Source organism: Methylovorus menthalis (genome assembly GCF_020523625.1).
Classification (GTDB): Bacteria; Pseudomonadota; Gammaproteobacteria; order Burkholderiales; family Methylophilaceae; genus Methylovorus; species Methylovorus menthalis.
Genome location: NZ_JAJAQH010000006.1, coordinates 521882 through 539690, shown reverse-complemented (window position 1 = coordinate 539690; position 17809 = coordinate 521882). Strand labels below are relative to the sequence as shown.

14 protein-coding genes are annotated in these 17809 nt (G+C 53.4%); 8 read left to right on the top strand and 6 right to left on the bottom strand.

Features of this window, described 5'->3' with window-relative positions; translation table 11 throughout:
- The first annotated feature begins 7 nt into the window (after positions 1-7).
- From LG204_RS08355 to fdx, 7 genes are all read left to right on the top strand, one after another.
- Positions 8-1165 carry a cysteine desulfurase family protein gene (locus LG204_RS08355; protein WP_230336838.1) on the top strand — a complete coding sequence of 386 codons (1158 nt, stop codon included), beginning with the start codon at positions 8-10 and terminating at the stop codon, positions 1163-1165.
- Between the two features lie 8 nt (positions 1166-1173).
- Positions 1174-2388 (top strand): IscS subfamily cysteine desulfurase, encoded by a 1215-nt coding sequence (locus tag LG204_RS08350; RefSeq protein WP_230336837.1) that lies wholly within the window; start codon positions 1174-1176, stop codon positions 2386-2388.
- Positions 2389-2453: 65 nt separating this feature from the next.
- Positions 2454-2852 carry a Fe-S cluster assembly scaffold IscU gene (gene iscU / locus LG204_RS08345; RefSeq protein WP_230336836.1) on the top strand — a complete coding sequence of 133 codons (399 nt, stop codon included), beginning with the start codon at positions 2454-2456 and terminating at the stop codon, positions 2850-2852.
- 10 nt (positions 2853-2862) lie between these two features.
- Complete coding sequence (gene iscA, locus LG204_RS08340; protein WP_013442628.1) at positions 2863-3186, top strand: iron-sulfur cluster assembly protein IscA; 324 nt, start codon at positions 2863-2865, stop codon at positions 3184-3186.
- A gap of 64 nt (positions 3187-3250) precedes the next feature.
- The gene (hscB, locus tag LG204_RS08335) at positions 3251-3784 is read left to right on the top strand and encodes a Fe-S protein assembly co-chaperone HscB (protein WP_230336835.1); all 534 of its coding nucleotides are present in this window, start codon (positions 3251-3253) and stop codon (positions 3782-3784) included.
- 35 nt (positions 3785-3819) lie between these two features.
- Entirely contained in the window at positions 3820-5688 is a 1869-nt protein-coding gene (gene hscA, locus LG204_RS08330; RefSeq protein WP_230336834.1) for a Fe-S protein assembly chaperone HscA, read from the top strand.
- A 1-nt stretch (position 5689) separates the two neighbouring features.
- Positions 5690-6031: an ISC system 2Fe-2S type ferredoxin gene (fdx, locus tag LG204_RS08325; RefSeq protein ID WP_159355344.1), complete on the top strand. Its 342-nt coding sequence runs from the start codon at positions 5690-5692 to the stop codon at positions 6029-6031.
- A gap of 30 nt (positions 6032-6061) precedes the next feature.
- Here the strand turns inward: fdx and LG204_RS08320 are convergent, their stop codons facing one another.
- The 6 genes from LG204_RS08320 to LG204_RS08295 form a co-directional block, all read right to left on the bottom strand.
- A complete protein-coding gene (locus LG204_RS08320) occupies positions 6062-9442 on the bottom strand; it encodes a bifunctional diguanylate cyclase/phosphodiesterase (RefSeq protein WP_230336833.1) in 3381 nt (1126 codons plus the stop codon).
- Between the two features lie 229 nt (positions 9443-9671).
- Positions 9672-11081, bottom strand: a complete 1410-nt coding sequence (locus tag LG204_RS08315) for a putative porin (protein WP_230336832.1) — start codon at positions 11079-11081, stop codon at positions 9672-9674.
- Between the two features lie 191 nt (positions 11082-11272).
- Complete coding sequence (locus LG204_RS08310) at positions 11273-11863, bottom strand: bactofilin family protein (RefSeq protein WP_230336831.1); 591 nt, start codon at positions 11861-11863, stop codon at positions 11273-11275.
- Positions 11864-12139: 276 nt separating this feature from the next.
- Complete coding sequence (gene lysS / locus LG204_RS08305) at positions 12140-13654, bottom strand: lysine--tRNA ligase (RefSeq protein ID WP_230336830.1); 1515 nt, start codon at positions 13652-13654, stop codon at positions 12140-12142.
- A gap of 3 nt (positions 13655-13657) precedes the next feature.
- Positions 13658-14762, bottom strand: a protein-coding gene (gene prfB / locus LG204_RS08300; protein WP_148211171.1) for a peptide chain release factor 2 whose coding sequence is annotated in 2 segments (ribosomal slippage) — positions 13658-14680 and positions 14682-14762 — 1104 coding nt in all. Because the reading frame shifts where the segments join, the coding sequence is not laid out codon by codon here.
- A gap of 105 nt (positions 14763-14867) precedes the next feature.
- Positions 14868-16415 (bottom strand): hypothetical protein, encoded by a 1548-nt coding sequence (locus LG204_RS08295; protein ID WP_230336829.1) that lies wholly within the window; start codon positions 16413-16415, stop codon positions 14868-14870.
- Between the two features lie 351 nt (positions 16416-16766).
- Here LG204_RS08295 and LG204_RS08290 point away from each other — a divergent pair, with 351 nt between their 5' ends.
- Entirely contained in the window at positions 16767-17771 is a 1005-nt protein-coding gene (locus LG204_RS08290; protein ID WP_230336828.1) for a PstS family phosphate ABC transporter substrate-binding protein, read from the top strand.
- The last annotated feature ends 38 nt before the right edge of the window (positions 17772-17809 follow it).

Genomic DNA, 17809 nt, shown 5'->3' with positions numbered 1-17809 from the left:
ACGCAGCATGCAAACCGCGACTTACTTCGATCATAACGGGACCACCCACCTGGATAGCAGGGTGCTGGAGCGCATGCTGCCCTTTATGACGGAGCAGTACGGCAATGCCACCAGTCGCCACAATGTGGGCCGCACGGCCCGCCAGGCGATTGAGCAGGCAAGAGAACAAGTAGCCGCCGCTGTGGGGGCATATCCTTCGCAAGTAGTATTTACGGGCAGCGGCACTGAGGCTGACAATCTGGCTATTCATGGCATTGCCACTGCCAATGGCGTGGAGCAGGTACTGATCAGCGCCATCGAGCATCCCGCCATCACTCGGCCCGCGCTTGCCTTGCAATGGCAAGGCGTTAAGACAGGGATGATTGAAGCTGATGACCAAGGCCTGATCAAGCCTTCGGCCCTTGCCACCGCAATGAGGACGGCCACCAAACCAGCAGGACTGATATCGGTAATGCTGGCCAATAACGAAACCGGCGCGATACAGCCAATAAGTGAGCTGGCGGAGATTGCCAGACAGCACAAAGCATGGGTGCATACCGATGCCGTGCAGGCCTTGGGCAAGATTGCCGTCGACTTTGTCGAACTGAATGTCCATGCCATGACCCTGTCATCGCACAAGATTCACGGCCCGCAAGGCGCAGGTGCTCTGATTCTGGACAAGCGCGTGGATATCCGTCCCCTGATTTATGGGGGCGGACAAGAGAAAGGTCTGCGCAGTGGCAGTGAAAACCTGGCCGCCCTTGTAGGGTTTGGCATGGCGGCCGAGTTGAGCGCCAGCGGGCTTGCCCCGCGTCGCGAATATATGGAAAAACTTCGGGCACGCCTCGAACAAGGCTTGACCGAACTGGGTGCCGTTATTTTTGGAGCGCATGCACCGCGCTTGCCGAACACCAGCTTCTTTGCCTTTGCAGGCATTGAAGGCGAAACCCTGGTCATGGCATTGGACCGGCAGGGATTTGCCGTTGCCAGTGGCTCCGCCTGCTCGAGCGATAGTACCGAGCCCAGCCATGTACTGCTGGCCATGGGTGTAAATCCTGATCTGGCGCGCGGCTCTGTACGAGTAAGCCTGGGCTACACGAATACCATGCAGGAAGTGGACGCATTTTTGCTCACGCTGAACGGTGAGCTACAACGTTTAAGAAAATTAACTGCGATTGCAGTGTGAGGAAGAAGATGACTGTACATACTCCGATTTACCTGGACTATTCGGCCACCACGCCAACTGACCCGCGCGTGGCTGAAAAGATGATTCCGTTCTTGACCGAGCATTTCGGCAATCCGGCATCGCGTAGCCATCCATTTGGCTGGACCGCAGAAAAAGCCGTGGAAAATGCACGTGAAGAAGTCGCCAAACTGGTGAATGCCGATCCACGCGAGATTGTCTGGACCTCCGGTGCCACCGAGTCCAACAATCTGGCGATCAAGGGTGCCGCCAACTTCTATAGCGGCAAGGGCAAGCACATTGTCACCATTCAGACCGAGCACAAAGCCGTGCTGGATGCCGTACGCGAACTGGAGCGTGTGGGTTTTGAAGCCACTTATCTGGCACCTGAACCCAATGGTCTGGTGGATATTGAGAAATTCCGCGCAGCACTGCGCCCGGATACCGTGCTGGCCTCTGTCATGCTGGTCAACAACGAAATTGGCGTGGTTCAGGACATTGAAGCGCTGGGCAATATTTGCCGCGAACAAGGCATTATTTTCCACGTGGATGCTGCTCAGGCCACGGGTAAAGTTAATATCGACCTCGAAAAGCTGCCAGTAGACCTGATGAGCTTCTCGGCCCACAAGACCTACGGCCCCAAAGGCATTGGTGCCCTGTATGTGCGCCGCAAACCGCGCGTACGCCTGGAAGCCCAGATGCATGGCGGTGGTCACGAACGCGGCCTGCGCTCCGGCACCCTGGCTACCCACCAGATCGTGGGTATGGGCGAAGCCTTCCGCATCGCACGCGAAGAAATGGACCTGGAAAATGCCCGCATTCGCCGTCTGCGCGATCGCCTGCTGACCGGTCTGCAAGAAATTGATGAAGTGTATGTCAACGGTGACATGAAGCAGCGCGTACCGCACAACCTCAACATCAGCTTCAATTTTGTTGAAGGCGAATCGCTGATCATGGCGGTCAAGGATATCGCAGTATCCAGTGGCTCGGCATGTACCTCTGCCAGCCTGGAGCCATCCTACGTGCTGCGTGCCTTGGGCCGCTCAGATGAGCTGGCACACAGCTCCATTCGTTTCTCCATTGGCCGCTTTACGACCGAAGAAGAGATCGACTACACGATTAACCTGATGAAAAGCAAGATTGGCAAGCTGCGCGAGCTTTCTCCATTATGGGAAATGCACCTTGAAGGCGTGGATTTGAGCAAGGTGGAATGGGCAGCCCATTAATACGTGAACGATGAAGCCTGAACGCAGGCCACATTTTTCGCTGTGTGACTAAAAGGAGCAACAAATTGGCATATTCAGACAAAGTATTAGATCACTACGAGAACCCACGTAACGTGGGTACCCTGGACAAAAACGACCCTACCGTGGGCACTGGCATGGTGGGTGCCCCGGCCTGTGGCGACGTGATGAAGCTGCAGATCAAGGTCAATGAGGCAGGTGTTATTGAAGACGCCAAGTTCAAGACATACGGCTGCGGTTCTGCCATTGCCTCCAGCTCGCTGGTCACCGAATGGATCAAGGGCAAGACCCTGGATCAAGTCATGGAAATCAAGAACTCGGACATCGCCGAAGAACTCGCATTGCCGCCGGTCAAGATCCACTGCTCGGTACTGGCAGAAGACGCCATCCGTGCCGCGGTAGCGGACCTGAAGGCTAAGCAGGGCAATACCCAGGAAGCCGCATAAGGGACGTACCATGGCAATTACCCTGACTGAAACTGCGGCCAGCCGCGTACAGAAATTCTTGTCCAATCGAGGCAAGGGCATCGGCCTGCGCCTCGGCGTCAAGACCACTGGCTGCTCTGGCATGGCTTATACGCTTGAGTTCGTGGATGACCTCAACCCGGAAGACATGGCCTTTGAAAGCCACGGCGTGAAGGTGATTGTGGACCCGAAAAGCCTGGTATACATCGACGGTACCGAGCTGGACTTCACCAAGGAAGGCCTGAACGAAGGCTTTAAATTCAACAACCCCAACGTCAAGGACGAATGTGGTTGCGGGGAGAGCTTTACCATTTGATGACAAAGGCTCCCATCAGGGAGCCTTTGCATACATTATCGCCTGCTCCAACCCTCTTTCCATCATGCAAGATTCCAGCACAAACCACTTTTCCCTGTTCGGCTTGCCTGCCGCATTTGCCATTGATACAGCCCTGCTTGACCAGCGCTACCGCCAGTTGCAGAGCGAAGTGCATCCTGACAAGTTTGCCGCGGCGAGCAGCACTGAAAAGCTGCGCTCCATGCAATGGGCAACCTCGGCCAATGAAGCTTACCGTACGCTCAAGAATCCAACAGCGCGCGCCCGCTACTTGCTGGAATTGCAAGGTGTACACACCGATGAAGAGAGCAATACCGCCATGCCGACCGATTTTCTGATGCAGCAGATGGAATGGCGTGAAACGATTGAAGAAGCACGCGATGCGAAAGACCTGGATGCGCTGGATAGCCTGTTAAAGGACATCCAGGCGGCCGCCAAATCATTACAGCAAGACCTGGAGCAGCAGCTGGGCGCAGAATCGGCAGAATTAACGGCCGCCGCCGGCTCCGTTCGCAAGCTCAGCTTTGTCGATAAACTGCGTGAAGATATCCTGCAGAGCATGGAAAAACTGGAAGCGTAAAACACGCTACATACAAATCAGGAACTCATCACCTTATGGCCTTATTACAAATTGCAGAACCGGGCATGAGCGCGGCCCCTCACCAGCACCGGCTGGCGGTGGGCATAGACCTCGGCACCACCAACTCACTTGTCGCCACCGTACGCAGCGGCATGAGTACCGTCCTGCATGATGAAAAAGGCCATGCGCTGCTGCCATCCGTAGTGCGCTATCTGGCTGATGGCGCCATTGAAGTTGGCTATGCCGCCCAAGCACAGCAGAGCCGTGATCCACAAAATACCATTGTTTCCGTCAAGCGCTTCATGGGGCGTGGCTTGAACGACCTCGCCGATCAGGCGCATATTCCTTACCGCTTTATTGACGCCCCCGGCATGGTGCAGATTGAAACCCGCGCCGGCATCAAAAGCCCGGTGGAAGTCTCCGCCGAGATACTCAAGGCCTTGCGCCTGCGCGCAGAAAAAGCCTTGGGTGGCGAACTCACTGGCGCTGTCATTACCGTGCCTGCCTACTTCGATGATGCGCAGCGCCAGGCCACCAAGGACGCCGCGCGACTCGCTGGCATCAATGTGTTGCGTCTCCTGAATGAACCCACCGCTGCCGCTGTCGCTTATGGGCTGGATAATGGCTCCGAAGGGGTTTACATCATTTATGACCTGGGCGGCGGTACGTTTGATGTTTCCATCCTGCGCCTGTCCAAAGGCGTATTCGAGGTATTGTCTACCAATGGCGATTCTGCCCTGGGCGGTGATGATTTTGACCGCCGCATTTTCTGCTGGATACTCGAGCAGGCCAAGCTGCCGCCACTCAATGCAGAAGATACTCGCCTCCTGCTGACCAAGGCGCGCGAAGTCAAAGAATGGCTGACCGAACATCATGAAGTGCAAATCACCAGCGTGCTGAGCAATGGCGATGTCATCAACCTGCACCTGACCGCCGAGCAGTTTGTCGACCTCACCTCACACCTGGTGGCAAAAACGCTGAACCCCACGCGCAAAGCCATGCGCGATGCTGGCTTGACGCTGGAAGATATCAAAGGTGTCGTCATGGTGGGCGGTGCCACACGCATGCCGCACATACGCCAGGCCGTCGCCGAATACTTTGGTCAGGAACCACTGACCAATCTGGACCCGGACAAGGTCGTCGCCCTCGGCGCCGCCATTCAGGCCAACGTGCTGGCAGGAAATCGCAGTGACGATGACCTCTTGCTGCTGGATGTGATTCCCCTGTCGCTCGGGCTCGAAACCATGGGCGGCCTGGTGGAAAAAGTCATTCCACGCAACTCCACCCTGCCCGTCGCCCGCGCGCAGGATTTCACCACTTTCAAGGATGGTCAGACCGCGATGAGCATTCACGTAGTGCAAGGCGAGCGCGAGCTGGTAAGCGACTGTCGCTCGCTGGCGCGCTTTGAACTGCGCAGCATTCCGCCCATGGCGGCCGGTGCCGCCCGCATTCGCGTGACCTTTCAGGTGGATGCCGACGGTCTGCTCTCCGTCACCGCCCGCGAACAAACCAGCGGCGTTGAATCGCACATTGTCGTCAAGCCCTCGTACGGCTTGAGCGAAGACACCATCACCGGCATGCTGCAATCCTCGTTCGCCGCTGCCGAAAGCGATAAACAAGCCCGTGCCCTGCGCGAATCCCAGGTCGATGCCCAACGCCTGCTTGAAGCCATCACTGCTGCACTGCAACAGGATGGATATACGCTGTTGAGCCCGGAAGAGCGCGCGGCCATCGAGCAAGAAATGCAGGCGTTGCAGACCTTGATTACCCAGGACGACAGCCATGCCATCACCCGCGCCGTTGATGCCTTGAATCATGCCACCGAAACCTTTGCTGCCCGCCGCATGGATGCGTCGGTCAAGCAAGCCTTTGCCGGGCAAAACCTTAACTCACTGGAAATCTGATATGCCGCAAATCATCGTATTACCCCATCAGGAGCTGTGCCCGGATGGCGCCGCCTTTGACGCCAAGCCAGGCATGTCGGTATGCGACAATCTGCTGGAGCAGGACATTGATATCGAACACGCTTGCGACAAGGTGTGCGCCTGCACCACTTGCCACGTGATCGTGCGTGAGGGCTACAAATCGCTGAATGCCCCTGAAGAAAAAGAAGAGGACCTGCTGGATAAAGCTTGGGGCCTGGAACCCAATTCCCGTCTTTCCTGCCAGGCCATTGTCGGTAAAGAAGACCTGGTCGTCGAAATCCCGAAGTACTCCATCAATATGGCCAAAGAAGGCCACCGCTAACCTCCTCCGAACTACGCAGCGGGCGTCGGCTCAGGCCACCGCTGCCTCACCCAGCTGCAGCCTGAGCATGGGCTGCAGTTTAAGCATGCGAACAAAGTCGTGGCTATGCAGCGGCTCGCTGAACAGGAACCCCTGAATTTGGTCGCAGCCCTGCTTTTTCAGGAACGCCAGCTGTTCATGAGTTTCCACGCCTTCTGCCACCACCTTGATCTGCAGGCTGTGCGCCATGGCGATAATGGCTTGGGTAATCGCCATGTCGTCCACGTCATCGGGGATATCGCGCACAAACGACCGGTCGATCTTGAGTGAATCTATCGGGAAGTGCTTGAGATAGCCGAACGAAGAATAGCCGGTGCCAAAGTCATCAATCAGCACATGGGCGCCGAGGTCGTGGAAGTGTTGCAGCACCTCACGCGCCCGCTCGGCATTGTGCATGATCATGCTTTCCGTAATTTCCAATTCCAGACAGTCTGCCGTCAACCCACTCTCTGCCAGTGCATCGGCTATGGTTTGCCGCAGGGTCTCATCGCGGAACTGGCGGGCGGAGAGATTGACAGCGACCCGAACGGTCTGCCCGGTGAGCTGTTGCCACTCCACGGCTTGTCGACAGGATTCACGCATGATCCAGGCGCCAATGTCGATAATCAGACCGGTCTCTTCCGCGAGGGGAATAAACTGCATGGGTGACAGCATGCCCAATTCAGGATGCTGCCAGCGCACCACCGCCTCGGCACCGATGATTTTCTGCGAGCGCAAATCCACCTTGGGCTGGTAATGCAGCACGAACTCATTGCGTTCAACGGCCCGGCGCAGATTGTTTTCCAGCGTTAATAATTCCACGCTATTGGTATTGGCCTCTGCCGCATAAAAGCGGAAGGTATTTTTGCCGGATTCCTTGGCGCGGTACATGGCAGCATCGGCATGCTTGAGCAAACTGGCCGTATCCAGGCCATCATCCGGGTACACGCTGATGCCAATACTGGCACTGATGAAGAGCTCACGCCCAACCAGGATAAAGGGTTGCGCCAGGGCCGCCATGATCTTGCGGGCAATGGTATTGAGGTAATCGGTATCGCCGCAGTCTTCCACCAGCACAACAAACTCATCCCCGCCCTGCCGCGCCACGGTATCCGTCTCACGCAGGCACTCCTTGAGACGCTTGGCGCCCTCCTGCAGCAGCATGTCGCCCGTCTGGTGACCCAAGGTATCGTTGATGATCTTGAAGCGATCAAGATCAATGAACAAGACGGCAATCGCGGTCTTGTTGCGCTGTGCGCGACTCAAGGCCTGATCAATGCGCTCCTGCAACAAGGCCCGGTTGGGCAGATGCGTCAGCGCATCGTGGTTGGCCAGGAACTGCAGGCGCTCTTCGGATAATTTGCGTTGGGTGATATCGGTGAACACAGCCACATAATTCTGCACGGTGCCTTTGACATCGGTCACCTGGCTGATGGATAACCACTCGGGATAACTCTCGCCCGATTTGCGCCGATTCCAGATTTCGCCTACCCACTGGCCCTCATGTTCCAGCGTCTGCCGGATGAGGTCGTAGTAGGCTTGCTCATGCAGCCCAGCCAGCATGACCGACGGCAGCTTGCCGATGATCTCTTCTTTCTCGTATCCCGTAATCAACTGGTAAGCCTGGTTGACTTCCAGCACCCGGAAAGCCGGATCCGTAATCACGATGCCTTCTGCCGTATTGTCAAACACCTGGCGGGCCAGGCGGAGATCTGACTCAGCGGCCTTGCTGGCCGTGATATCCAGCATCACGCCCACCAGTTCAGCTGGGCGGGTGTTGGACATATTGGGAATCACCTTGACGATATCCTTCATCCAAACCACGCGGCCATCCGCCGCGATCATCCGATAATCAAAATCAAAGCTTGTCAGCTTGAGCGATTCGGTGCGGCAATACTCCACCACCCAATCGCGGTCATCAGGATGAATCTTGTCGGCCCAGAAATCGGCATCCTGAGTCCACTGCGCAAGCGGATAGCCCAGCAGCGCTTCGGCTTCCTTACTGACAAAGGTAAATTTTCCGCCAGGAATCGCCCGCCAGACAATCGCCTGCACCGACTCCACCAGCTCCCGGTAATCCTGCTGGCTTTTCACGAGCTCGGCTTCGGCTTTTTTACGGCTGCTGATGTCAATAATCAGCGTCACGATGCGCTGGCTGTCATCCCGATACTGGGCAGCCGCAATCTCGATATGAATCGCACGGCCGTTTTTCCCCAGGCCCAGGGCTTCATAACGCGTAGGCACATCCATATCCTGCAAACGCTGCTGGTAAATCTCGCCCACCCGTTTGCGGTCCGACGGGTGGATCAAACTGAAAAAATCGGAGCCCAGGGGAATATCACCGGGACTGTAGCCGCCAATGCGCCACAAGGCATCGTTGCCATAGACGATCTTGCCGCGATGAATAATCGCCACGCCTTCATTCACATCGGCTTGAGCATGCAGCAGGGCATCATAGGTATCGAGCTGCTCCTTGAGTCGCGCTTCCGAACGGATACGCCCGGCATTCAAACCAGACAAGGCAACGCCGGTTGACGATAGCACAAGCACATACATCCAGTAATCCAGCAGATTGGCTTGGGCAAAATCATGGGCAAATGTCCCCAATCCATGCGCGCCGCCCCACAATGCCGTCATGGCGACAAATAACACACTGAGCGCCGCACCGCGCTGGTGAAACCGCAACGCTGCCCACATCACCAGAGGAAACAGCATGAACGCCTGCGGTTGCATCAACTGTGAAATGGATTTATCCATGGCACCCAGCATGGTCAACAGGCAACTGAAGATGACCAGTCCAGCAAGAACCAAGGCCTCGGCAGCACGCCCCCAGCTCCAGCGAATCGGCTCATAGTGATAAACAGCCAGTACCACGGGCGTGAACAAGAGATAGCTGAAAGCATCCTCCAGCCATGAGTTGGTAAAGCTGTTGGCGAGCGTGGCTGGATCAGCCCCAATGACCATCAGCATCAGCACATTGATAAAAGCGCTGACCAGCGGGCTGATTCCCACCGCAAAAAATACCAGCGTCAAGAAATCCCGCAGACGAATCAGCGCGGGATCAAAACGCGCCACCTGCTTCAGCAGATAACACGCCAGCAGGGTTTCCAGAGTATCTCCCACCGCCATGGTGGTGGCGACGTAATACACAGTGGAATTCAAATGGGTAATCAGGGAGCCAATAAAGATGGCAGGCCAGGCACGATAACCAAACACCAGCAGAATGGCCAGCGAGAATCCCGCTGTCGGGCTGATCAAGCTCGCCCAGGCATCCGGAATGGGAATCCAGAGATTAAGACTACCGAGCAAGTAATAAACTAAAACAACCAGGCTGAGTTTAACGATATTGCGGATAGAAAGTGGCCGCGGCCGAGTGTTGAGACTGGTGTACATTTCCCTGATTTATAATATGAATTTTTATGTAATCGTACACAACAAACGCCAAAAATCCTATTACTAAAAGGGACTTTAAGCTTTAATCTCCGCGCCAGCTGACGCCTTGCATTGCCATGTCAGGGATAGCTAAACACCATGCCCATTAAGCATAAAAAACCCGCCATATTCATGGCGGGTTTTTCGGGATATGCATGCCATGTTGCCGGCATGCTCATCACTTATCAACTTAGAACTTGTAAGTGACGTCCAGTTGATACAGATTGTAGCTGTCGAGGTTCAGATTAATATCACCTGCGCCAGTGGCGGCCAGACGGTCATTCTTGCGAGTAGCATGACCAGCAGCCAGGTTCAGGAAGACATTGTCACGCACCAGGTATTCACCCTTGAACACGACACCCTTCAGGTTGACTTTGGAATCCATGAAGTCAGAGTCCACGGCGTTAGGATCAAGTGCATAAACACCAACGTCCTGGTACCAGAGCTTGGCAGACCAGTCACCCTTCTTGGGGTTCTTGTCCTGCTTTTGTTCCAGGCCTACACCCACCAGCCAGGCTTTGTCATCGTTACCAGCAGCATTGATCGCATTCCGAGTAGCACCGGCCGTAGCAGCAGCGACAGCAGCGTCAAAGCGGTCATCACCATCTAGGTTGACTACATAATCACCAAACACATTCAGCTTCATGTTGTTTGCCAGTTTGAAGCCCAGTTCAGCCGGGATTTCAATGGTGCGGATATCATTAGTCGAGGTAACATTGGTACCGAGGGTAGAACCAACGGTCGTGGTAGTACCCAAGCCTGGTACAAAAGCACCAGTGCCAGTGCCGTTATCACTTGTGTAGGTGGTGTAAGTGATCGCAGCTTTGGCAGATACCGTATCGGTAATATCAAACTTGGCACCACCCTGGAAAGCCAACAGTGTGTTGGTTTTACGTTCGGAGCTGGTATCGATATTGTAATAATCCTGACGGTCGCCACGGTATTGAGACTGTGCGAAATTACCGAACAGGTTTACCTTGCCCCACTTGTAGTCAATCTTTTCTACCAGACCTTCAAATGTCAGATCCGCATCCCATACCATGGAAGTGGTATACAGAGGGTTAGCCACACGACCAGCTTCAACCTTCAACCAATCAGTCGCTTTCCAGCCGAGCATGGCGCGCTTGACGTAAACGCTTTCCTTACCATTTGCACCGTTGTTACCATTACCAAACGTGGCATTGTCGGAACGACCACCTGAACCCATGGACAAAGCCAGGTCAGAGTAGAAATCACCGGCTTCGGTCTTCACGCCCAACAGCATCTTGTAGCGACCACGCGTACGATCTTCACCATTGCTGGCAGTGTCTTCGCCATTACGGAATTCGTAACGTGCACGAATATCGCCATACAAAGTAGCGCTATCGATCACGTCAGAAATCTTGATCTTGCCAGCCGTTTTCATGGCTTTTTCCTGACCCAGCTTTTCGCCTTCGCGGCCCTTGGTCAGCAGGTTACCTTCTTCTTCGGTCAATACACCCTTGCTCACCAGAGCATTGACGATGTCAACAGTGGAGTCGGCCATGGCGTTAGCGCCAAAACCGAACAGTAGTGCCCCAGAAACTGCAGCACAGACGCCGCGCAGCTTGATACTTTTCATTAGATTACTCCCGGTTAAAAAACTATAAATTCGTTTTGTTGAGTTTCAACACGGGAGCGATTTTGATGATTCAATGTGACAGATTGATGACGGATAATGAATTCGTCATGTTGACGTTGCATAAATACAACATGGTGAAATATCGATAGAGACAGCTCCAGCCACCTTAAGCGCTGGAGCGTAAAACGCAGCTAGGCTTGGCTGGCACTGGCCGCTGCCCGCAATGGGCTGGCTTTATGGCTGGTATTGTCTGTTGAGATTGAGGCAATATCGCCGGACAACTCTCCACCTTCTTCAATAAAAATTTTGCCGTAACGGATTTTACCGCTGACGCGTCCGCTGGCATGAATGATGAGCTGGCTACGCGCAGTCAGCTCACCTTCAAACTTTCCATATATCTCGGCGACATCGATGCCTACCTTGCCAGAAAATTCACCTGCTTCGGCAATCTGGATGACACGGCTATCCATGGTAGCTTCGACTCGACCTTCTACCACCAAAGTATCGCAGTCTTGTATTTCGGCACCTTTAAGTTTGACATCCGGCCCGACTATCAGGCGGCTACCCGAGATCTCTTGGTTTTCTGTACCCGTCTTATTGTCTGCTACGGTGGATGCAGCGGTAGCGGATGCCACCGCTGATGGCTGGCTGGCTGGGTATGGGGCGCTGGTCGTGGTGGAAGCACCTGCGGATAAAGGCGATGTTGCTGGACGGCTGCTCGGAGTGGATTGTGCTGGAGAAGGTTGGGCACCTCGATTGAATAGACCTTGCTTGTTTAACATGGGTAAACCTCTTTCATGATGGTAAAAAATGTCGAAATGCAGACATCACATTTACCAGAGCAGTAAGAGCAACGACCATGCCGACTTTGACAATAGTCAATTAATCAATCACTTAAGAACACTTCTTATCAGATTTTTCAGAATACGCCTGAAAACCAATAAAAAACGTCTCCCTCAGGAGACGCTCATCCGTTCTTAAAAATACAAGCTACTGTTTTTAAATAATAAACCTTGTCGCCCTGCCGCAACACACCGCAGCAGGGCTCGCGTTTATATTCAGGCTTCGGGACGCATATGCGGGAACAGAATCACATCGCGAATACTTGGACTGTCGGTTAATAGCATCACCAAGCGGTCAATGCCGATACCGCAACCGCCGGTAGGCGGCATGCCGTACTCCAGTGCACGGATGAAATCAGCATCGTAATACATGGCCTCGTCATCGCCCGCTTCCTTGGCAGCGACCTGGGCATGGAAACGTGCCGCCTGGTCTTCGGCATCATTCAGCTCGGAGAAGCCGTTGGCAATTTCGCGACCGGTCACAAACAGTTCAAAGCGCTCGGTAATTTCAGGGTTGCTATCCGATGCACGCGCCAACGGCGAGACTTCCACGGGGTAATCAATAATATACGTCGGCTCCCACAGCTGGCTTTCAGCTGTTTCTTCAAACAGTGCCAATTGCAGCGCGCCCAGACCGGCGTGGGCAAAGGCTTCCACCCCAAACTTTTTCAGCTCGGTACGCAGGAAGGTCATATCGGTTAACTGATCCAGCGTATAGCCTGGCGCGTATTTCTGAATCGCCCCCACAATGGTCAGGCGCTGGAAGGGCTGGCTCAGATCGAGCGTGCGGCCTTGATATTCCAGCACAGCAGTACCCCGGGCAGCAATCGCCGCCGCACGAATGCAGTTTTCGGTGAAGTCCATCAGCCACTTGTAATCGGTATAAGCCGCGTAGAACTCCATCATGGTGAATTCCGGGTTGTGGCGAACGCTGACACCTTCGTTACGGAAATTGCGGTTGATCTCGAATACGCGCTCAAAACCGCCCACGATCAGGCGCTTGAGATAAAGCTCAGGTGCAATGCGCATATACATCTGCATATCCAGCGCATTGTGATGCGTGATAAAAGGCTTGGCCGACGCACCGCCAGGAATCGGATGCAGCATGGGCGTTTCCACTTCCAGAAACTCATTGCCCAGCATGAAGCTGCGAATGGCCGCCACAATCTTGCTGCGGGCAATAAAGGTCTGGCGCGTATCGTCCGACACAATCAGATCGACATAGCGCTGGCGATACTTGGTCTCCTGATCAGACAGGCCATGGAATTTCTCAGGCAGCGGACGCAGGGACTTGGTGAGCAAACGCAGCTCACTCACCTTGATCGACAGTTCACCTGTCTTGGTTTTGAACACCACGCCGCGCGCGGCGAGAATATCGCCCATATCCCATTTCTTGAAAGCATCGTAAAGCTCTTCACCTATGCTCTCCTTGGAAATGAACAGCTGGATACGGCCACTTTTGTCCTGCAAGGTGGCAAAGCTGGCCTTGCCCATGACGCGCTTCAGCATCATGCGGCCAGCCACGCTCACCTGTACATTCGCGGGCTCCAGCGTTTCATTGTCCTGCTCGCCATATTTGGCATGCAAATCAGCCGCTACATGCTCAGGCTTGAAATCATTGGGGAAAGCCACCCCCTGAGCCCGGATCGCTTTCAGCTTTTCCCGACGCTCGGCAATCACATGGTTTTCGTCTTGTTGTGTAGCCTCAATCGGCTGTTGTGCTTCGCTCACTTACTACACTCCCTGCTTTAAACTTTCTGATATGAATGGATCCAGATCGCCATCCAGCACGCCCTGGGTATTGCCAATTTCAACGTTGGTGCGCAGATCCTTGATACGCGACTGATCCAGCACATAGCTGCGAATCTGGTGCCCCCAGCCAATATCCGTCTTGGCATCTTCCAGCGCCTGCTTTTCCTGATTGCGCTTGTTGAGCTCCAGCTGATACAGCTGTGCCTTCAGCATGTTCATGGCCTCAGCCTTGTTACGATGCTGTGAGCGGTCATTCTGACATTGCACAACGGTATTGGTCGGCAAGTGGGTAATACGCACAGCGGAGTCTGTCTTGTTAATATGCTGACCACCGGCACCAGATGCCCGGTAAGTATCAATCCGCAAATCGGCCGGGTTGATCTCAACCTCGATCGAGTCATCCACTTCCGGGAAGACTGACACGCTAGCAAATGAAGTATGCCGACGATTCCCCGAATCAAATGGCGACTTGCGCACCAGGCGATGCACGCCACTTTCAGTCCGCAGATAACCATAAGCATAGTCGCCGGATATTTTCAGCGAAGCGCTCTTCAGCCCGGCAACATCGCCTTCTGACTCTTCCAGCACTTCCACCTTGAAGCCACGACGCTCGCAATAGCGCAGATACATGCGCAGCAGCATGGAAGCCCAATCCTGCGCTTCGGTACCACCCGAGCCGGACTGAATATCGATAAAGCAGTTATTGCCATCCATGGGGTTGGCAAACATGCGGCGGAATTCCATTTCCTCCACCTGCTTTTCCAAGGCTTTGCTATCTGCATCAATACCGAGCAAGGTGGCATCATCGTTTTCTTCGCGCGCCATTTCAAACAGCTCGGCACTGTCGCGCAGGCTGTTATCCACCTCGGTCAAGGATTTGACCACGAACTCCAGTTCGCGGCGTTCCTTACCTAGTTTTTGCGAGCGTTCGTTATCGTTCCAGATGCTGGGATCTTCCAGCAATTGTGACACTTCTTCCAGGCGTTGCTGCTTGGTCTCGAAGTCAAAGATACCCCCGAAGGGCATGATTACGTTCAGAAAGATCAGCCAGACGGTGGGCGATCAGATTGAGTTGTTCTGCTTCCATTACCATAAAACCTAATAAAAACGAGATTATACATCAAACCTCGTCCGCTCATTTTGACTGGCTACTAAGCAGTTTGAAGCTATAAACAACTCACTTACCACGTCTTTATAGTTTTCTTGAAATCCACCAGCCTCCAGCTACTATGCTAGATAGCATTAACAGCAGTGCGATGGCAACAGGCACAGGCACGATGGAGGGCTTGGCAAGCTCAAGTGCCGCCTTACCTTTAAGATTGTCTGGAAACGGCCTGGGCTCTACCGGCACAATCTTCCATTGGCTGCGATCTGCAGGCGCTCGCTCAAGGTATTCATCAAATGAATATACGGGAGCCTGACCAAATGCACGAGAAGATGGGATCTGCGGAATTTGAACGTAGACCAACGCTTCAATCGATTCCGAAAACCGACGTTCGATTAAGGTTAAAGACCGCTCAGCATGCTGATTAGCCAGCATCAGCATATCATTGCCAATCGCATCAAACGCTGCCGCAGGATTCAACCTGGTGGATTCTTCGGTAATGTAGTTATATACATTGCGGGCATCTTTCAGACTTTTACTGGTAATCGCAACATACAAGTAAGCAGCCACCGCTTTCAAGTATCCATCACTACCTCTTTCAGGCACTTTCCAGCCAATCTGACGTAATGCATCGATACTGATACCTGCACAGTTCGATTTAGCATGATCGTATGTAATGTTGTGCCGGTAGAAGTCTTCAAAGACTTTATTGATAGATGATTGGTAGAGTTGCGGAATTGACGAATCGCGCATGATCGCCACCAACATGTAGGATGGACGATAGTAACTCTGGCCATTGTTCAAATCCATCAGGTACTTGTCAGCTGGAGTAGGCGCAGCGATGATGCCTTTTTCGCTATACGAATCCAAATTGTAAAAATTATTCACCAACCATCGAGACCAGTCTCCATCCGACTGGTACTGGCCTGTCAAAATGCCAAAGTGCCCTCCATGTGCTTCATCGTCATCTCCTTGAGCACCATTTAACATCAAACCAATGACGGCTTTACCCTGCCATGCCGAATCGGGTGAGGGCGGGCGCTGCCATAGAACACGCGTCTGAAATGGCCGCTGGGCACCTCCATTATTTGATCGGACCAGCTGCTGAAGAGACTCACCTTGGGCCAGAGGTTTGGGTGGTGAAGACAGTATCTTGAAATTCAGAGGCCATATGGTCCGGGCTACAAACCTTGGCATACCATTATCGTCCATCACCTCACCACGTAACCGAACAGGATGGTCCATCAAGTAATCCAAACTCGCCTGATTGAAGTAGGACAGGTTGGTTTTGATTTTAGGAACAATCCCGAAGGCCAAGGTTTCTCCATTGCTCAGCGCGATCGTATCTTCATTCAGTATTCTTGCATTGGTAAACACCTTGCTCGACCCAAGCCAGACGAGCGAAACAGTGTCATCGGAAGGTCGGTAAGCAGTGGTACCAATTATTTCATCCTTGAAATACCAAAGCGATTGTGGAGATGCATGACATTCATCGCATCTCCCCTTAGTCAGCCTGTAATTTCCGGCCGGGATCAGCCCGATATAGCCATCCTCAGTAGCATCCAGAGCAGATGCATATACAAATGAAGGCATGAGTGCCGCGATCAATAACCACATGGGGAGATTCTTCTTCATTATTTTCATTTTTTGGGGAAGGATTGTTAACTTAATCTTAATAGCCAGACTCTCGACTTTAGCTGCCATGAGCTTGGGTAATATTAAAAATATGGAGTCCATATTTTCGAATACCCCTAAACATTCTCAGGTGATAGATATCAACTAAAAGTGCATCAGAAGAGTTTTCTCTCGACCAGATTGAGCATTTTCTACGGATTTAAATGTTAGAGCATCACCAGCTAAATTTAGCTTTCGTCATCGTTGTCACAAACTTGTAACATAGAGGCTTTAAAGTGCTCCCAAGTTATGTACCCCCGCTCTCGGAAACTGACGTCTGCAGCGCGGATTTATTCAAACCATGGAGGTTATATGCAATCGAAGTTTGTACAAAGCATGGGTCTGGCGGCCGTTGTCGCATCTCTGTTCGCCATCCCTACTGCTCACGCCGCTGAAAAGATCGTCAAGATCGACGGTTCCAGCACGGTTTATCCGATTACCGAAGCGGTCGCTGAAGAATTCCAGAAAGCCAAGAAAGGCGCGATCAAGGTTACCGTGGGTATTTCCGGTACTGGCGGCGGTTTCAAGAAGTTCTGCCGTGGCGAAACCGATATCTCCGAAGCTTCTCGCCCTATCCTGAAAAAGGAAATGGATGCATGTAAGGAAGCCGGCATTCAATATATTGAACTGCCAGTTGCTTATGACGCGCTGACCGTGGTGGTGAATCCAAAGAATGACTGGATCAAGAGCTTGACCGTGGAAGAGCTGAACAAGATGTGGGCACCTGCTGCACAAGGCAGCATCAAGACCTGGAAACAAGTGAACGCCACTTGGCCAGACAAGCCACTGAAGCTGTTTGGCCCAGGCGCTGACTCGGGTACATTCGACTATTTTACTGAAGCTGTGGTTGGCAAGGCCAAGTCCAGCCGTGGTGACTTCACCGCCTCTGAAGATGACAACGTTCTGGTACAAGGTGTATCCAGCGACATCGGCGGCCTGGGTTACTTTGGCTATGCTTATTTTGACGAAAACCGCGACAAACTGCGCGCTGTGCCTATCGTTGCCAAGACTGGCGCACCAGCGGTTGGTCCATCCCCTGAAACTGTGATGAATGGCACTTACCAGCCATTGTCCCGTCCGCTGTTCATCTATGTGAACGCAACTGCAGGCGCTTTCAAGCCTGAAGTCAAAGAGTTCATCAACTTCTACCTGGCCAATGCTGCTGAGCTGACCAAGGAAGTGAAATACGTGCCTTTGCCATCCAGCGAATACGCTGCCGTGGTAGCTCACTGGAAGTCTCTGAAGCCGGGTACTGGCTTTGGTGGCGTGCCTGAAGTTGGCGTGAAGATTCCTGAACTGCTGAGCCGTATCAAGTAATGGCTTGCGACATCGGGCGGCATTAATGCCTGCCCGAT